Origin of the sequence: Bdellovibrio sp. ArHS, from assembly GCF_000786105.1 — a bacterium.
GTDB lineage: Bacteria > Bdellovibrionota > Bdellovibrionia > Bdellovibrionales > Bdellovibrionaceae > Bdellovibrio.
The window spans coordinates 98,912-115,870 of sequence record NZ_JTEV01000001.1; the positions used below are offsets into that span (position 1 = coordinate 98,912).

The following is a 16,959-nucleotide window of genomic DNA, read 5'->3' on the forward strand; positions in this document are numbered from 1 at the left end:
AAAGCCTTTCAAATCATCCGATCTAAAAATGGTAGCCATTCGCGAATCGTTTGACAAGACCTTGATCCAAAGAGACCTTTAAGAAGTGACGAAACTTCCCATATCTTTAGTGATCATTACCTTAAACGAAGAGGCGCATATAGAGCGCTGTATTCGTTCGGCTCCCTTTGTCGACGACATTGTCGTGGTGGACAGCTTTTCGACGGATCGCACGGTGGAACTTGCTAAAAACTGCGGGGCTCGTGTTTTTCAGGAAAAGTGGAAGGGGTTTGGTCCGCAAAAAGCTTTTGCCACCGCTCAAGCCAAGAACCCGTGGATTTTGGCTTTGGATGCCGACGAGGCTTTAAGCCCCGAGTTGGCTGATGAAATCTGTGCTCGTTTTTCCGAATTGAACCCCGAAGCGGGATATCTTTTCCCGCGCAAATCCTATCATCTAGGACGTTGGATTTCGCACGGAGGGTGGTACCCGGATTATCAGCTGCGCCTGTTTAATAAATCGATTTCTCAGTGGGATTCCGCAGATGTACACGAAAAAGTGCAAGTAAAGTTAAAGTTGAAAATGAAGAAAGATCTTCTGCACTGGGTTTTTGATGGCATCAGTGATCAGGTGATCACGAACGACCGCTATTCCACCTTGGGCGCCAAAGAGCTGGCCGCCGCCGGAAAGAAGTTTTCTTACTTAAAGATGATCTTTAAGCCTTGGGGTAAGTTCGTGGAAACCTATTTTGTTAAAGCGGGATTCCTTGATGGCCTGCCGGGTTTTATTATCGCTGTCGGCGCGGCTTATTCTTTGTTTCTGAAATTCGCCAAGCTTTGGGAGATTGAACGTGCTCAGAAAAAAGCTTCTAAGTAAAACTCTGCTTTTTATTTCTTCAATGCTGGTGACGAACACCTTGTTTGCCGCAGCTCCCAAGTATCCTGCGATCCGCGACATCTTTGGTCAGGTGTGGTTGACCGGCAAGGATGGCAAAAGAGTCCTCGTGAAAAACCGGCAGATTCTTCGTGAAAAAGCGCTGCTTGAAACCTCTTTATCTGGCCGAGTTAAAGTGGAACTTGATGAAAAGCGCAGTTTTGTTTTGTTAGGTTCAGGAGAAGTCTTACTGCCGGTGATCAGTTGGGAATCGGGCGAGGCTCCGGTTGTTATTCTGAAAAGTGGTGATCTGCATTGGAGCCAGAAGGACAAAGGCTCTTATAATATAGCCTTGCGTTCGGATCTTTTTGAGTTCCTGGCTGTTCCCGGGGATTATGTTCTTTCGGTCTATCCGCAAAAGGCCTTCACCGGCGTGAAAGTGTTTGCAGGCAGCATGGAATTTTCGGCCTTGAACGGGGAAGAATCCGTGACCGTAAAAAAGGGGCAGCAGGCCGGATTTCAAGGAGTCATTGAAAACGGCGAGATTTCTTACGATGTTCTTTTGCAGGGAAAGAAAATCCCTAAAGGTCGTTTGACCGCTGTGACCGCCATCGATGCAGGGGAATTAGATAAGGCCGCTTCGGAAGAAAAAAAACGCCTGGCCGACCTGGCTCATCTGCGCGCGAAAGAACAAGCCCGTCTGGCGAAAGAAAAGCGCGAGGGAGTGATTTGTTCTCAACCCGCAGGTAAATTTAATGAGTGCGTTTGGACGTGCCTCAACAATCCCAAGAAAGAAAAGAAGACCTGCCTTGTGCAAAACCCTGGGACGACCTGCGTGCGCCGCCGTTGCAACGCCAACGGGGAGTGGGCCGAGGAAACGACTTTAGATGCTGAAAAAGCCAGCATTCTTTGTAAGGCGCAACCCGTCGTAGCCCCTTGTGATTACTAAGCTTTTCAAGTTTTCCTAAAGCCCCGCAAATTTCCTGCTTGCCATTTCCACCACAAAATCCTATAAAGGTTCTTCCTTTGTGGTGGGTATAGCTCAGTTGGTAGAGCATCGGATTGTGATTCCGAGTGTCGCGGGTTCAAGCCCCGTTACTCACCCCAATTTTCTTTCCTAGGAAATTGAATAAGGTCCTCCAAAAATCATAAGGTTCTCTTCACGGCTCTTGCCCATTAACGGGGGCAGTCGAACTTTTGCTATCCAAGATATAACTTTGCTCGTAATCGGAAATTTTCAAATTTTCTAAATCCATAAGCTCTTCTGATCAATTCCTCCATTCGGGTATGCATCCCTTCAACAACCGAATTTGTCTTCGCTTTGAATGGGCTAGGTCCAGGCTTTTAAGATCCGTCACAACTATATGTAAATACAGGATAATACTATATTTTTATTTAAATTTGTCCTATTTTTAATAGTTTAAATATTAAAAATAGGACTAAATCAAACAGCCACTCTTGCCGAAGTTTATTTTGGAGCTATAATTGATATTATGGATATGAAAAATAGAACCAAAATAAATGAACTAATGACAAGCTGGATCCCCGGCGCTGTCTACTCTGTGAAGTGGCTCAAAGAGAATGGCTACACGTATTCGAACCTACAGATCTACAAAAAGAGCGGATGGGTAAAGGCCATAGGGGCGGGGGCCCTCATAAAGAGCGGTGATGAGGTTGGGTGGCCTGGGGCTGTTTGGGCTTTGCAAGAGCAACTAAAGTTCCCGGTTCATGTTGGCGGCAAAACTGCAATCGAGCAGGCCGGCAGCGCTCAATATCTTACGATGGGCAAGGAAAGAGTTTTTCTTATAGCGGAGCCCAAAACGAAGCTACCAACATGGTTCAAGAATAAGAAATGGGATGCAGAAATAGTCTACCTACAGTCTTCGCTGTTTGATGAAGGCCTTAAGTCGCTGTCAATTGCAGAGCAAGGTTTAACGTCCGTAGAGCTTGGCCGCTTAAAGCTCGTTTATTCCTCAAGAGAGAGAGCTATGCTCGAATACTTAGATCAGGTCCCAGAAAGACACTCGTTTACAGAAGCGCACGAGATAATGGAAAACCTGCTAACGCTAAGGCCAAAGCTTGTTCAAACATTGTTAGCTCACTGCACTTCAGTGAAAGCAAAAAGACTTTTTTTAGCAATGGCAGACAGAGTAAATCATCCATGGCTCAAAAAGCTTGATCTATCGAAAGTAGATTTAGGAAGTGGCAGTCGCCAGCTTGTGAGTGGCGGTGAGTTTGATAGTAAGTATAAGATCACAATAGGAAATCCCTAAAGGATACTTCGATGAGTAGAGAAAAATATGTAGCCTATGTCGATTTGATGTTGAAAGTGCTTCCTTACGTAGCAAAAGAAGAATGCTTCAGTCTAAAAGGTGGCACAGCAATCAATCTTTTTGTCAGAGATATGCCTCGATTGAGCATTGATATTGATTTGGCCTATGTCGGCTTGGAGTCAAGAGCGAAGGCTATCGCAAATGCAGAGGCCGCAGTTAAAAGAATCAAGAGTGATATTGAGAAAAGTCTTTCAAGGACAAAAGTTTTGGCGCCAACAAAATCCGGCCCTGACAACATTGGGAAGTTGCTTGTGGTGAAAGATGGCATTCAGATTAAAATAGAAGCCAATCCAGTAATCAGAGGCACTGCATTTGAGAGTGAACGTCGAGATTTGGTTGAGAGCGCTGAAAATCAATTTAAAGTGGCCTTCGATGTTCCGGTGGTCTCCATCCCTGACTTGTACGGTGGAAAAATTGTCGCAGCCCTTGATCGTCAGCATCCGCGAGATATTTTCGATGTTAAGTTACTTATGGAAAACGAAGGCCTGACTTCAGATATTTTAAAAGGTTTTTTGGTCTATTTATCCAGCCACAATCGCCCATTGCCTGAAGTTATAAGCCCAACAAAAAGAAATATGAAAGAGGCTTTCTCCAGTGAGTTTGAAGGTATGACAAATGTCGATTTTTCATATTCTGACTTTGAGAAAGTTCGGGAAGAGTTAATTGCAAATATTCAGGAAAAGTTAAGCAATAACCAAAGGAAGTATCTTCTTTCTCTTCAGCGAGGCGAACCTGATTGGAGTCTTTTAGATGTTGCCAATCTCTCAAGCTTGCCTGCCGTGCAGTGGAAACTTGAGAATATCCAAAAAATGAATCCTGATAGACGAGCTAAGGAATTGAGTGCATTGGAGCAAATTCTTAAACTATAAAGAGCGCCAACAATATGGAGTCATTTTCGTATGAGTCATAATAAAGAAAAATCTAATAGCCTGGGGCGGGGTTTACTAAAGGCTCTAAAAGAAGTTGTCCTATTTGAGAGCGGAAAGGGGAATTTGCGAACGACATCCGTTGAAAAAACTAAGGCGTTTGTTGATTCTCTTCTGAAGGGCATCGGCTGCAATATGATGGCTGAACCTCCTTTAGATATGTCACCTGAAGAATGCCTTGTTGAGTTATCGCCATTTCTTTTGCAAGATCCAAAGGCGTTAGTATTGGCGATTGGTGCCGTGACTACACATGCTCAGGCTTTTAATGCTGAGATTCTTTTGAAGGCAACGAAGTCTCGAAAGTGTGATTTCAATGTTATTGGTGCCCTGATGATAAAAGCTGATGAAGAGCGATTTCGAAAAGTGATTGAGTTTTGTCGAGACCAGAATTTTGTATCCCCTGCGCCAGCGAAAACGCTAAATCTCGCACTGCAACTCGGGCAAAGCGGTGCTGATCGAGAGTTTCAGTGTTTTGGACTTCAGATCTCTCAATTCGACCCTGTTGATGAGAAAAAGATCACCAAATCGGAGCTGTTTCGGAGGTTTTAAGAAGTACGGCGACTCGTGTGCTACACCCAATGCATTCTAGGATTTTAGCGAAAAGTGCTAAAAAATGAAAACGTAAGATAAAGTTTTATTGGTTACCTAACGATTGCGTCAATGCTTCCGAATTTGTTTTAGCAAAGCCTGAGTCCGCGCTCCTGTTTTTATACCGCATGCTCCGTTGTGGCCCCTGAATCGCCGCCGTACACAGTCTTCGCTTTGCAGGCTTCACGCCAGGGCTTGCAGCGCCTGTCATTCGCTCTGCCGCTTGGGCTGAGTCGGGGCGGGGGTCTCTGCCTGCGTTCGCTTTTCCCTTTTCAAGGTTCCTGAGCCTTTGGTGAAGGAACCTCGAAACAGGGAAAATAACAAAACAGGAGGCAATATGAACTCAGAAATGAAACAACAACTTAGAAATTTCGCCCTTAAGCGTACAATTCCATTCTGCTACTCTTGCTATCAGCAAGCTCCATCTGGTGTCGATAAGTCATGTCATTCGGATGATCTTATGAGATTAGTGCCGGGCCATGGGTGTGAGTATGGTCTTGATTGGGTGATCACTGCCATTATTGAGGAGGAAATGTGCTCTTTAAATACGCAGTCTCGTTAAGCTCAGATTAACAAAGTATCTTAAGATATTTGTGCTGTTTCGCTTTGACAGAGAAGATGTGAATCGTTCTGCCATAAAAGCTTTCAGGAGAGAATGGTCTGGCGTCGACTGACAAATCTAGGGAATCAAATACGTCTTCAAGGGTCAGCGCTTGATAACTCTTTCCGCCAAATCCGGCAATATTGAAGTGTAGTGAAAATTCAAGCTTACTTTTAGATCCTTCATGAGGCTCATATTTAAGTTCTAACTGAGGTGTGCGATTTCTAAATTGCTCGCTTAAGGTATATGATTGTAAAATTACGAGTGGTATGGCCCTTAGACGGTGTACAAATGACCAATGAACTCTGAAGCCTCCTCCGAGCATCTGTGCATCTTCATAAAGCGTGACTGCAATCTTAGTATCTTCCTTTATCTTTTTTAGATTCGTGTGGTGCAGAGTTGTTTCTTGAGCTGAGCTTTTTGGAATAAGTTCTGCGAGATAGAAACGAAGCCAGTAAAGAACAAAGAAAAGAAATAGAAAGATGAATCTATTATTGTTAGCAAGTTCTAAGAGCCAATTCTTATTTTCTGCTACGAGTAGGGTGATACCCGCAAGAATAGCTGCTTTCCCCCATTTTTGGGTGCAAAACTCAATAAACATCAGATGAAGAAATATTTTAAGTTTTTCGACTTCGGCTCTAATTTGACTTGAGGCTTGTATTACATTGAACATGTTATAATAGTAGTATATTGAAATTTGTTTGGTCTAATAAAAACAAAGAATCTTATGCAGAGGATATAATTAGAGCTTTTTCGTGAAAGACTGGGCGTCGAAAAGGCGCATTTTTTTTCAGTCGTAGGGAGGCAGGCCTAACTGATTGAAAATCAGAATGGCGTCGATATTCACCCCATTTTTCCTGTCTTACCCCAAACAACCAAACCAACCAAAATCATCACTTCAACCACAAACATCCAACAACATCCCACAGCCCCAGGATTCCCCATCCCCAAGTAGAAAGTTCCCAATCACGTAAAAACACCGTCGCTCTATCGCGAAAACGAGCGCTATAACGAGTACTTTCACGCGAAGGCATTGTGTTGCGTTGCTTCTCTAAACTATAGCCTTACCTCGAAATGCTGTTCCCACGTTCTTATAATATTTTGGAACTACCAAATTAATGAAAAGGAATAATAAATGAAAGCAGTAAAGGCTTTATTAACAATCGCAAGTATTGGACTGATGTCTTTAAACTCGTTGGCGGCGTCACCGGTTAAAAAATGTTCTGTCGTTTATTTAAATGGCCCCTTCAAGTTAAGTTTTACACAATATACTTATGCCAATGGGGCGACTTCAGAATCGACCTTGGTTTCTGAAGTTGCAGGAAATAAAGTTTTATCAGTAGAACTTAGTCCAACAAAAAAATCTTCTTTAAAGATTATCAAAGACAAACTTCAAGTTGTTTCTTCCATTTCTGCGTTTAGCGCCACCGGTGGCGTATCTAAAGAGCAAAGCGTAACCATCACTGCGGATCTTAAAAGTTTGCAGGATATAAAACCTGGCGTCGCGATGGCAGAAGGATCTATTTCCTCCATCGATATTTCGATGGAAGGTCCTCTGTTAATTTCCAAAGACTGCCTAGTTAAATAGTTGTTACAAACTATAGTAAAACGAAGCCCCGTAATTAAAAATAACTACGGGGTTTTTTCTTAATCATTCGAATCAGCAGCGTTCCAACCTGACCGCCAGAGGACCGCCTAAGATCCCTCTGCAATCTCACAAATCCCGAACAAACCCATCCAACAGATGATTAAACTTTGCCGGTCTTTCAAAATGAGGCGCATGTCCCGCATCTTTGATCACATGGATTTTATTTTTCCACAGTGTTGGCAAAAGTCCGTTCGTTTTTAACGCCTTTAAATAGTCCAAATTGACGAAGGCATCTTCTTCTCCATGCAGGACAGCAATCTTGATATCGTCCGCGCTGGTCGCAGGTGAGCCCGCCAGATTCTGAAGAACTTGAATCTCATCAGGGAAGGCGATGGGCCCTTGGGGAGCAAATCCCAAAACAATAGCACCCAAAGAAGCACGAGCTCGCGCGTCGGCACGATACATTCCATCTTCATAGAAGATCCAAGGAACTTGACCGCTCAAGCGAGTGCTCTCTTTAAAGAAAGCTCTGACATAAGCCGTACCAACATTCGGCGCTTGATTAATAGGCGCGGGTGCATAAGCGGGCACGGGGTCCAAGAAGCTTGCACCCAAATCAAAGCCATAAAGAGCCGCAGGGTTCATTTGGAAAGCGAAACCGAAAGAGGGAAGGATTCCCAGCGTGAATGGCAGACCGGGAATGTTAGGTTCTTTAAAGGGTTGAATGCCCGCAGGGGATTGCGCCCCCGCCGGAGCCGTTCCAAACATCATGATGCCTTTCACATTGGGAAGAAGTCCCAAGCCTTGTGTCAGAAGCGTTAAATCTCCTCCCAAGCTCCAGCCCACGACGACCTCGGCGTTAACAGCCGCGTCGTTGGCCACCAAACTGATCGCCTCGACAAGACCACTTTGGTATTGAGGAAATCCAAGGGGTAAACCTTGAGCATCGACGGGCAAGGGAAGGTGAACAGGCATTTTTCCGGATTGGCCATACCCAGGTAAATCCAAAGCAAAAATCTTTCGATGAACACCCAAGGAACCCAAGATCTGCTTCACATAAGATCGACTGGAAGAAGAATTGCCGTGCACCAAAAGAATCGCAGGACCGTGATGCCCTGAACTCTTGTAAATAGGAATTGTGATACTGGGGGCGCTGGATAGAGCGATGGTTTTAAAAGGGACTAGATCAAAGCTAGCGGAAGAGCCATGGGCGTAGGCCTCATGACTCAGACCTCCAACAACTAACGCGAACATCGTGCAAAAAATCGAGAGTCTCATTCGTTCTCCTTTAATGTCTTGGTAAACACCAGGAGATGTTTCGGAGAACCCGCTTACGAACTTAATCAAAAAGCTGTTTAAACTTAAAATAATTTACTATTTGTTTATTTTGAAACAGGCAAAAGGTCCCTGGTGTTTCAAAATGAAGAAAATAGCAGGGCTGGTCGCGCCTGCTATTTTCCATTAAGAAGGGTTTTGCTCAGACCTAAAGAGATGGAAGCTCCCGTGCAAAGTTCGCCCACTGCTGTAGGGCCATCAATAAACCCGGCGTAAGGAGCCGTAAGATCGGCACCTAAAAGGAATCGGGGAAGGCGATCCCAAGCGAAATAATAACAAACACCCATCTGCATTCCACCAATGGCAAGATCGGCCGATTCATAGCCTTTTAGCGCGAGCGAACTCATCAGAGGTTTTACCTGATCGACGCCTCGATCAGTCATATAGGTAAGGTCGTAGTAAGCATCATTTCCTCCGGCCGTGCGGCCCATGTCCATCCACTCACCCCAGCCTTGGAAGATTTGCAGGAACATCAGTTGACCGGCCTCTTCTCCGTCAGAGCCGCCATTGATGTAGCCGATCATTTTCATCGGTAGATAATTGTACCAATAACGAGTTTTTTGAGTGCCTTGCGGCTCGGAAACCAAACCGCCGCCACGCATGCGCCAGTAAATGCCACCCAGATACATCGAGATAAACTGACGATCCTTGTCCGTCAGTGTAGGAAATGGAAGCGTAGCTCGTTGTTTGCCAGCATTTCTTATTCTTTGCGAGTCCGCAAGGGCTTGTGCTTGTCCTTGGGTCTCGAGGTTTTGAATATAATTTCCTGCTTGAGTCACTTCCTGATAAAGGTCGTGGATCTTTGTGTAAATAAGTTTTCTATCATCCTCTGCATAACATCCGTCGGTCATTTCAAGAGATGACAGCACGCCCTCTAAGCGAGTTCTTTCGGCAGCCACAAGGCCTCGTAACTTTTGGGCTCGTACTTTAACGATAATTTCACGAAGTTGATTTTTCTGTTCTGGGGTCATTAGATTGGTCGGCGACGGGATTCTACGAAGAGCCTCCAGCGGAACTGCCAAAAGACCTTCTAGATTTTCAAGGTCTTCCTCGCGAACGGACCCAGGCGCGCGCTCTTCGACGAAAGCTTCCGGCAAATAAGTGTAGCGGCAACTTTTCAGACTTTCTGAAGAAAAGAAGGCTGCCAACTGACTGTTAATATTCACGCAGCGAGGTTCAAAGGACGCCAAAGCCGGAACAGCAAAGTGATTTTTTTGAAGATGCGCCTGGCAACTTCTTTCGTAAGGCGAGGGAACGACAGACCAATCAGGCTGTGTCGTTCGTTCCAGCATTTCCGCTATTTCCGTGAACATCACAAGCTTCACATCACTTGTTTCAACATAGACCAGCGAAGGAAGTGGATTGCGCGACGTCTGCACGCGGAAGGATTTGATTTTTTTCTTGATGTCTTTTCGTTCGTGCGACTGACCGTCTTTAAAATGAAAGGGAGGACCAAAGACCGCGCCAAAGCTATTATTGAAAGGAAGAAGGGCGCTTAAGGCGATTACGAAAATTTGTGGACTTAGCTTTTTAAACATCGAGCCTATTCCTTGAAAGAGTTTTTATTTGCCCGAAGTCGAAGAAGAGACACAATAGAAGAAGATCTTCGCCGAGCAAACCGAGAAGGTGATACTTTAAAACCGTATCACCTTACAAGCTGCTTTTTTTTGTAGTTTCAAGGATTAAAAAAACGATAGGGAATGTGTTCGCTCAGAGATTGCAAAGCCTTTGCTGGTAGCAGTCGATCTTATCCCTTTTTTCCCAATCTGCACGTGTTAATACCCAACAACGCATAAGGTGGGCACCACCCTAAAAGACCAGTGATAAGGGGAACTAGTCCTAATAAGAACCACGGGTTTGCGGGTCCCCAAAAGGCCAAGGAAGTCAAAGCAGCGCCAAGGACGATGCGAATAATTCTTTCAACGGGATGAATATTCTTTTTCATGTGTTTCCTCTTTAAATCATTGTTGCACAAAAAAATCGTGCGAAGCAAATGCTGCGTCCGCAGTCGCCCTCTGGTTGGCGACGCAAGTCCAAAGTAACATTGTCGATGGGTGGAAGACCATGTGCTGGATCATGATTCAAAAAATAATGTCCTCGCGGGCGGCCGGTTGATCCCCGTTGAAAGGTATAGATTATTGTTACAATCCAAGGGCGGTCCCTTTTTCCATGACTTAATTTGAGACGACCTAGTGAAGAAAATGAAAGAAGTTGAAAAATTTAATAAAAGGCCAGGCCGGCAATGATAACAAAATAAAGTGCCTTTCAGAGCGGTTTTTCTGACGATACACTAGTATTATCAAAAAAATCTCTTTTCGAGATTGCAGCCTTCAAACCCTCGTAAGTTGACCTTATGTGTTTCTTCGTTAGAATTTAAGAATCTAAATCTTATTCGGGTCCACTTTAACAAAGAGAGAATCATGGCGCGTTATCTTATTGTTCTGTCGGCGTTGCTACTCGGTTATTCACAAACCCAAGCAGCCGCCTTGTTCGGTCGTCCCTCAAAAATCATAGAAAGCAATGATATTAATTCAAACAGTGCGCGAGACACTTATTACTCGTCGTATTCCTCATCGCCCTCATATTCTAGTGCGGGAGGCGGGTGTGGCTCTGTTCCTTCGCAAGTAAAATCGGCGTTTGCGGAAGCAAAGAAATTCACGCAGACCTGTTCTTATGCACGGTTATCCCCAGGTAAAATGATCGCCATCAACGACTATTCCGGCGATGGCAAACCGACCATGTACATATTTGATCAGGAAGGGAACTGTGTAAAAGGCTTTCCGATCAGTTGGGGGGTTGGTGCAGACCGCAGCGGCCGTCTTGAGGCCTGCAGTACTGAGAACTCGCGTAAAACACCGCCAGGATTTCACTTGACCGCGGTTCACAATGGGGCACGCTATAATAGTTCCAATTCTTTGGGAATGGCGGGTCTTTCGGGGCAAGACAGTCTGGGGCAGCGGGGTGTTGTGATTCACGGTACAAGCCCAGCAGGAACCTCCAATACGTGGGGTTGCACCGGAGTAAACTATGAAGATTTGTCGACCGTTATGAAAACTCTCGGAATCGGATCGTTAGTTTATAATTACTTTGGTGGCGCCCGTGCTTCCAAATGTAGTGACAACTCTGGTATGGAGCGCCCGGCTTCCTGTGAACCCGAAGCCGCTGCCGTCGCCGCAGCTCGTGCCAATGGAGTTTCGTCATCGAAGTATGGCGGTAATAGCAAGTACTCGACAAAATCGGCCACGGGCGGATCGACAAAGGGTTCTTCAACTAAGAAACAAGGAGCAAAATAATGAAGTCTTTCACTGCTATAGTTCTAACACTTTTGATTTCAGCATTTGCTCTGGCTGTGGATAAAGCTCCCACCAAAGAAGTGGCAGCGCCCAAAAAAGAAGCCAAAGAAAATCGCAGCCCTTCGCAAGCCGAGTTGGAAGCTTTAAAAATCATGAAGGGGACTGAGATTGAGATCTCTCACTATGATGATGATACAGATACCTTTGAAGTGACGATCATCAAAGAGCCCGGCGTAGGCCCGAATGTCACGACTCCGGAAGAGCTGTATCGTGCAACAGAGATGAACGTAGATTTTGCAACGTTCAGTGCAAAAAAGCGTGATTATATCGGTTCGGAATTTCCATTGAAAGAGGATCTGATTCTGATTGGTCCTGAGCAAATTCAAAAGCGCGCTAAAAAATAATTCTTACTGGGAAGTTCTTTCTGTCAGAGGACTTCCCAGCCTTCGACGGGCTCCCACGTTGTCTCGCAGGTGGGATTTAAAGTAACTTCCGGGCAAGCAATAAGAGCACGAAAAACAACGCCATCCTTATCTTCAAAAAGAAGAGCTCCTTTGGTGTATCCTGCCGGACCTGTGTAAAGTCCTTTCAGCGCGGCCAAGTGGCCTTTGCGGTCCTTCGCGACCACGGCGCCAGGGCAGGCCTCGGAGTTGTCTTGAATAATTTTAAATTCCAAGTGCTCTACTTCAGAATTTTGATTCAAAGACGTCGTGCGAAGAGTGCCCTCACTGATTTGCAGGGGCTGAAGTATTTTGTAAAGGTTTAGGTTCTCACTCGTCTCGGCGGGTCCATAAACCAGGCAGGTCATTGTTAAAGCAGAAATTAGCGACATCGAACACCTCTTTGCGGGGAGGTCTCTCCCCAACGGACGGCCGGGTGCCAAGCAGCATCGGGACTTAAGTGGCCATCAATCATCTTGAGAAACAGTTCCCAGGCATCTGTGTTTGCGACTCCGGTTATTACCTGGCAACGTCGCAAAACCTCTTTGGCATCTCGGATTGAACCATCTGTATTTTCATCAGCGGGATAGTTTTGTTTCTTCCAGTAAGTCAGATCGTTCAATTGACCATAGGCCTCGCGCAGGCGGGCATCTCGTTTATGAGTCGAGTGTTCATCCATGAGGCTCGCTGAAAGACAACGGCCTCCATTATTTTGAATGCTGTCCCAAGCGGCGCTGACGGCCAGAACACGACCTTGCCAAAGATTGCAGATACTTTCCACGACAACATCAATGCGTTCATCCACAGTGGGCGGTCTTACGCGTAAGATTTTACGAATGCTTTCATGCCACTGGTAAATCTGCTTGCGCGTCGGCGCCACATTCTCGCGCCAATCCGCCATAGAAAACTGCTCATTGCTTATAAAGGGTTTGGGGGCTGCGGTTTTCCAGGCGCGATATCCACCCAGGCGACTCAGGGGCCACGAGTAGGGATTGCGAGTGGTGATAAGATCTCGGACTTTCATGGGTGTTGTCGAATAAAGTGTACGAATATATCCGTTCTCTTCAATTTCCGTCACGATTTCCGCGTGCCCCCCTCGGGTACCAACGATGTTTTCTTCTTCGCGGGTCAAAGCGGGATTTAGAAAAATGACACCCGGGCGAAAGATCGTACGATCGATTTTAATCGGATAAGTGTCATAGCCCAAAGTTTTTGTACTCGTCAGATAGGACACCTGGTTGATGAAGGCACGCAGGCGTTGCTTTTCCGGCAAGTGATCCCAGTTCGACATTGTGTTTGTCAGGGTGGGACGCATGTTTTCAATGTTGGTGAACGCAACGGGGAGGGCGTTTTCGTAAGCGAAGATAATACGAACCGCATAAACGGCATCAGCGCAGTCCGTGGCGATGCCATACCAGGGGCTGGAAGGGTTGGAGAAAATATTATACTTATAATTTTCCTGCACCCATTCAGAATAAAGGCTCTCGTAGTGTTCATCCCACGCATTCACGGCCTGCCACACTTTGGCGTGGGCCATGCTTGTCGTTATTAGAAAGAACAGGCTTAAAAGAGTGCGCAACGAAGCCACCTTCTAGTAAACGTCGACACCAAGATTGACTTCGGTGTACTTAAGATCATTAGGACGAGCTTCCGTGCTACCTTCTTTAAATTGAAAAATCACTTCACAGAAGCGCGGCGTATTCTTGGGGCGATTGCTATTTAAAACCGCGATGGTTTCCTTGTAAGAGCCATCAAAGGCCGCCCAATTGGAGGCGTAGGTGTAGTCAACTTCCATTTCGCCAGAGGGGCGACGTTGGTTTTTTGGACGAGCCGAAGACTGCGAGCCCAAACCGCGCAAGTCACAGCGTGTGATCGTCCGATAGTAAAGTTGCGCAAACTTCGCATAATCCTGCAACGAGTGATAGACCGAGTTGGCGATTGTGTAGACCTGTTCAGATTGATCGTTGCGACCGTTTTTCTTTTCTGTCGGACCGACATAACAGACGTGGACGTTGTAACCTACGCCCATCTGCTCGGTTGAAAAAGAAAGCTTCAAATTATTAATGGCCGCATTCCATTGGCCTGAGGAATCAAAAATGGCCGAAGTTTCGTCACTAAGAACATAGCCACCGGAACGCGTTCTATTGATAGAGTTTTCCGAAACTGTCAGATCTTCCCAGATCAAAGAGCCCATGATTTTTCCGACCGGATTATCGGTGGGAACGGCATTCAAACTCAGATTGCATGCGTAGATGTCTTCAGATGTTGAAGCCGCATTCACACCGGCTTGCTGAGCGAAAACCGAAGAGGCTGAAAAGATCAAAATGAAGCTTATTAGAAATGGTTTCATTTTAGAAAGGCTCACAAGTGTACCGCGGAAGGTTTTTAATTTTTTTATCCATGATCACTTTGTTCGGAGACTCTTTCACCACACGGATGTTCTCAAGCTTGAACGTTCCCTGCTCATCAAGATCTCCGACAGTGAATGTTGTCGTAAAACGATTCCAGAATTTCTGTTTGCTGGCCTGGAAACACTGTCCATGCGTCGGGTCGCATAGATTTCCGTAAAAAGTCGGCCACAAGCGAGTCGCGCCTAGCTGTTTAAAGAAGGCCAGGGATGTTGCCAGATCTCCGTTAATGTCATTGGAAGTGATATTCGGCAGTCCCAATAAATTTGGCAGGTGAGGGAGCAGATGCAAAGAGTTTAGAGCAGGAATTGAATCCAAACCAGCCACGCCATTGGCGCCCTTTAAATCCACTAGAAGTTGTTCGGCGCGGTTCAAGAAGATATAGAAATCTTCAAAGGGATCAATCATCGTCACGACCACTTTATAAGCCTGACCTTTTTCAAAACTAGCACCATCAATGGATTGTTGAGGCAAGCGTAAAAGCCCCTGCCAGCTTCCTTGAGCGATTCCGCCGGTGGACCAGCCATCGACAAAACTAAGTTTGCCGGATGATTCCACTTTAAAGATCTCGACCTCGGCGGCAACGGGAACATTGTAATTCGATGGATTGACACAAAGACCATCTTTGCACACAGATTTGTGAAAGTTGTCGACGGAAATATACATGTTCAGGTCTAAACGCTGCTCACCTGCTGGCGAAAATTGCAGGTCGCCCATATTCAGTTCGACATTATAAGTATCAGGAAAACGGGGAGCATCAGGTCCCAAGTCTTCGCTCAGTTTCAACATCGATTCTTGCGCTTGGAAAGTATATCGATAGCGGGACGAGCCGATCGGATCCACTTCTGTGGATAAGCCCGTATCATCACCCGTAACATAAGTATTCAAGGCTGCTTCGATGTCTCCGAACTCAAGACCCAACTCCTGCATTTTCTCAATGTGAAGGCATTCGGGTTTCACGCCCAGTGAGATGGCCAAGTTGTAGCTTGGATTGATGTTTAAGAAGCAGTAGTCTCCTTCAAGTTGCACGATGCTAGGGCCTTGGTTGCTCACTTTACAGCGCGGCTGTTCAAACTTATAGCGAAGCGGGCGGCCATTTAATTCCGCGACAGAAATATAGGTACATTGTTTAAGAAAGTTCTGTTGGCGCAGAACCAGAGATTTCTTTTGATCGAAATCCACACCCTTTGCAAAGACGGGGCTGTCTATACGGCAAAGGTTTGGCTTGGGAATATCTCCATCAAGAAAAATATCTGCAACGTCGGATACTTGAGTCGGCATGAAAATGCCCTTGCTCAGCATCAGAAATTTTCCGGCACTCTCGGTGCACTTTTCGACCATTTGGGGAAGAATTGTCGAATTGCTGCCGTCGCCATAGGGGCGAATAGCGGGTGTTTGGGCAAAGTCGATAACGAAACTGTGTTTCAAGTCACGCGTCGTACGGCAGGCGATCGCCTCGCCCGCCATAAGTAGGAAAGCTCCTAAAAGAAAGATCGATTTGGTATTTAACGATTTCATATTCCTTCTTCCTTTTCAAAGGAGAGCCCAGGCAGGCTCTCCACGAAGATCCTAAAAACTAAAATTAAAGAGATTCTTCAATTTTAGTGTATGTGCAAAGCTCTGCACCGTGACGTTGCCATTTTCTCAAGTTTTTGTTCAAAACTTGTGAACCTGCAGCGCCGTCAGTTTCAGAGAAGATGTAACGAATGCGGCAGAAGCGAGGAGCTTTTGTGCTGCTATCGATAGTCGCATTGATCAAGTTAGCAACTGAGTTGATTTGAACTTGATTTGATTTAGTGTAGAAGTCGCCAGATGCTTGAAGTGGAGAATTCCAGTTAGAGAATGTCGCTTCATTATCAAGCGTGTTGTAAGAACCTGAATTGTTGCGAGACTTCTGGATTTGACCCATACCTTGAAGGTCACACACTGTGATCGCTTGAACTTTCAAACCAGCCAAAGTTGTGTACTTGATGCCAGTTGGGTTCATAGTCAAACCGTCTTGAGTGTTGTCGCCGCCATTAACTGCGTTTGCGATGAAGTCAGTAGCCGTTGCTTGAGCTTGAAGGCCCCAGTTTGCAGTAACACCGTCTTCGAAGTACTCAATTTGTGGGCCACGATAGCACACGTCTACGAAGTACTCAGCGCCGTAAAGTTCAGAACCAAGATTGAAGCTCAACTCTTTAATTCTGTTTTTGAAAGCGTCAGCATGAGGAACAAGTGTGTTGTAGGTACCTTGACCTGCTTGAGCTGTTGTTGAAGTCCAAGTTTGGTTCCAAGCAACAGTAGATTGGTTCCAAGTGCTGTATGAACCTTTCATGTAATCCATAAGGTACTCACCACCATTGTCGTTAGTACAAACGCAACGAGTGTTACAAGTCGTACCGTTACACTCTTGTGGAGTACAAGCCGTCGTTGTGTCTTCGAAGTAGCACACTTTGTGTTGAGAAGCTTGGTGGCGAAGACCTGCGTTACACGCATAGATGTCTGGGCCAGAGCTGAAAGTTTTGAATTTGAAACGCAAAGAGATTGCGTTCGCATTTTGAGCAGCGATAAAAAGCATTGCCGCTGCAGCAAGTTTCATAAAGTTAGTCATAATT

The 16,959-nt window shown here is 45.6% G+C and carries 18 protein-coding genes, 1 tRNA gene and 1 pseudogene; 10 read left to right on the forward strand and 10 right to left on the reverse strand.

What is annotated here, in order from left to right; genetic code table 11:
- The first annotated feature begins 85 nt into the window (after positions 1–85).
- From OM95_RS00485 to OM95_RS00495, 3 genes are all read left to right on the forward strand, one after another.
- Complete coding sequence (locus OM95_RS00485; RefSeq protein WP_041869080.1) at positions 86–853, forward strand: glycosyltransferase family 2 protein; 768 nt, start codon at positions 86–88, stop codon at positions 851–853.
- Positions 828–1,799 carry a hypothetical protein gene (locus OM95_RS00490; RefSeq protein ID WP_291515390.1) on the forward strand — a complete coding sequence of 324 codons (972 nt, stop codon included), beginning with the start codon at positions 828–830 and terminating at the stop codon, positions 1,797–1,799. Before OM95_RS00485 ends, OM95_RS00490 begins: the two co-directional genes overlap by 26 nt.
- An 82-nt stretch (positions 1,800–1,881) precedes the next feature.
- Positions 1,882–1,957, forward strand: a tRNA-His gene (locus OM95_RS00495).
- A 93-nt stretch (positions 1,958–2,050) separates the two neighbouring features.
- Here the strand turns inward: OM95_RS00495 and OM95_RS17495 are convergent.
- Positions 2,051–2,158 (reverse strand): annotated as a pseudogene (locus OM95_RS17495) (transposase); the annotation flags it as partial.
- 185 nt (positions 2,159–2,343) lie between these two features.
- Between OM95_RS17495 and OM95_RS00500 the strand changes: the two are divergent.
- The 4 genes from OM95_RS00500 to OM95_RS16965 all read left to right on the forward strand — a co-directional run bounded on the left by OM95_RS00500 (position 2,344) and on the right by OM95_RS16965 (position 5,259).
- On the forward strand, positions 2,344–3,123 hold the full coding sequence (locus OM95_RS00500) for a type IV toxin-antitoxin system AbiEi family antitoxin (RefSeq protein ID WP_041869083.1): 780 nt from the start codon (positions 2,344–2,346) through the stop codon (positions 3,121–3,123).
- 11 nt (positions 3,124–3,134) lie between these two features.
- Positions 3,135–4,052 (forward strand): nucleotidyl transferase AbiEii/AbiGii toxin family protein, encoded by a 918-nt coding sequence (locus OM95_RS00505; protein ID WP_041869085.1) that lies wholly within the window; start codon positions 3,135–3,137, stop codon positions 4,050–4,052.
- Positions 4,053–4,082: 30 nt separating this feature from the next.
- On the forward strand, positions 4,083–4,658 hold the full coding sequence (locus OM95_RS00510; RefSeq protein ID WP_041869087.1) for a hypothetical protein: 576 nt from the start codon (positions 4,083–4,085) through the stop codon (positions 4,656–4,658).
- A gap of 376 nt (positions 4,659–5,034) precedes the next feature.
- Positions 5,035–5,259 carry a hypothetical protein gene (locus OM95_RS16965; protein ID WP_291515391.1) on the forward strand — a complete coding sequence of 75 codons (225 nt, stop codon included), beginning with the start codon at positions 5,035–5,037 and terminating at the stop codon, positions 5,257–5,259.
- Between the two features lie 7 nt (positions 5,260–5,266).
- Here OM95_RS16965 and OM95_RS00515 read toward each other — a convergent pair whose 3' ends face one another.
- Positions 5,267–5,971, reverse strand: a complete 705-nt coding sequence (locus OM95_RS00515; protein ID WP_041869088.1) for a hypothetical protein — start codon at positions 5,969–5,971, stop codon at positions 5,267–5,269.
- 462 nt (positions 5,972–6,433) lie between these two features.
- Here OM95_RS00515 and OM95_RS00520 point away from each other — a divergent pair, with 462 nt between their 5' ends.
- Positions 6,434–6,886, forward strand: a complete 453-nt coding sequence (locus tag OM95_RS00520; protein WP_041869091.1) for a hypothetical protein — start codon at positions 6,434–6,436, stop codon at positions 6,884–6,886.
- Between the two features lie 126 nt (positions 6,887–7,012).
- Here OM95_RS00520 and OM95_RS00525 read toward each other — a convergent pair whose 3' ends face one another.
- The 3 genes from OM95_RS00525 to OM95_RS00535 form a co-directional block, all read right to left on the reverse strand.
- On the reverse strand, positions 7,013–8,164 hold the full coding sequence (locus OM95_RS00525) for an alpha/beta hydrolase (protein ID WP_291515392.1): 1,152 nt from the start codon (positions 8,162–8,164) through the stop codon (positions 7,013–7,015).
- Between the two features lie 173 nt (positions 8,165–8,337).
- Positions 8,338–9,759, reverse strand: a complete 1,422-nt coding sequence (locus tag OM95_RS00530; protein ID WP_041869097.1) for a hypothetical protein — start codon at positions 9,757–9,759, stop codon at positions 8,338–8,340.
- A gap of 209 nt (positions 9,760–9,968) precedes the next feature.
- On the reverse strand, positions 9,969–10,166 hold the full coding sequence (locus OM95_RS00535; protein WP_041869100.1) for a DUF2892 domain-containing protein: 198 nt from the start codon (positions 10,164–10,166) through the stop codon (positions 9,969–9,971).
- Between the two features lie 475 nt (positions 10,167–10,641).
- On the opposite strand from OM95_RS00535, the gene OM95_RS00540 reads away from it, so the two are divergent.
- Positions 10,642–11,514: a hypothetical protein gene (locus OM95_RS00540; RefSeq protein ID WP_041869103.1), complete on the forward strand. Its 873-nt coding sequence runs from the start codon at positions 10,642–10,644 to the stop codon at positions 11,512–11,514.
- A complete protein-coding gene (locus tag OM95_RS00545; protein WP_041869105.1) occupies positions 11,514–11,918 on the forward strand; it encodes a hypothetical protein in 405 nt (134 codons plus the stop codon). The genes OM95_RS00540 and OM95_RS00545 overlap by 1 nt, the downstream gene beginning before the upstream one ends.
- 23 nt (positions 11,919–11,941) lie before the next feature.
- On the opposite strand, the gene OM95_RS00550 is transcribed toward OM95_RS00545, so the two are convergent.
- The 5 genes from OM95_RS00550 to OM95_RS00570 form a co-directional block, all read right to left on the reverse strand.
- Positions 11,942–12,346: a hypothetical protein gene (locus OM95_RS00550; RefSeq protein ID WP_041869108.1), complete on the reverse strand. Its 405-nt coding sequence runs from the start codon at positions 12,344–12,346 to the stop codon at positions 11,942–11,944.
- On the reverse strand, positions 12,337–13,542 hold the full coding sequence (locus tag OM95_RS00555) for a hypothetical protein (protein WP_041869111.1): 1,206 nt from the start codon (positions 13,540–13,542) through the stop codon (positions 12,337–12,339). Before OM95_RS00555 ends, OM95_RS00550 begins: the two co-directional genes overlap by 10 nt.
- A 3-nt stretch (positions 13,543–13,545) precedes the next feature.
- Positions 13,546–14,304 carry a hypothetical protein gene (locus OM95_RS00560; protein ID WP_041869113.1) on the reverse strand — a complete coding sequence of 253 codons (759 nt, stop codon included), beginning with the start codon at positions 14,302–14,304 and terminating at the stop codon, positions 13,546–13,548.
- A gap of 1 nt (position 14,305) precedes the next feature.
- On the reverse strand, positions 14,306–15,880 hold the full coding sequence (locus OM95_RS00565) for a hypothetical protein (RefSeq protein ID WP_041869115.1): 1,575 nt from the start codon (positions 15,878–15,880) through the stop codon (positions 14,306–14,308).
- A 64-nt stretch (positions 15,881–15,944) separates the two neighbouring features.
- A complete protein-coding gene (locus OM95_RS00570) occupies positions 15,945–16,955 on the reverse strand; it encodes a hypothetical protein (protein ID WP_041869116.1) in 1,011 nt (336 codons plus the stop codon).
- Between the last annotated feature and the right edge of the window lie 4 nt (positions 16,956–16,959).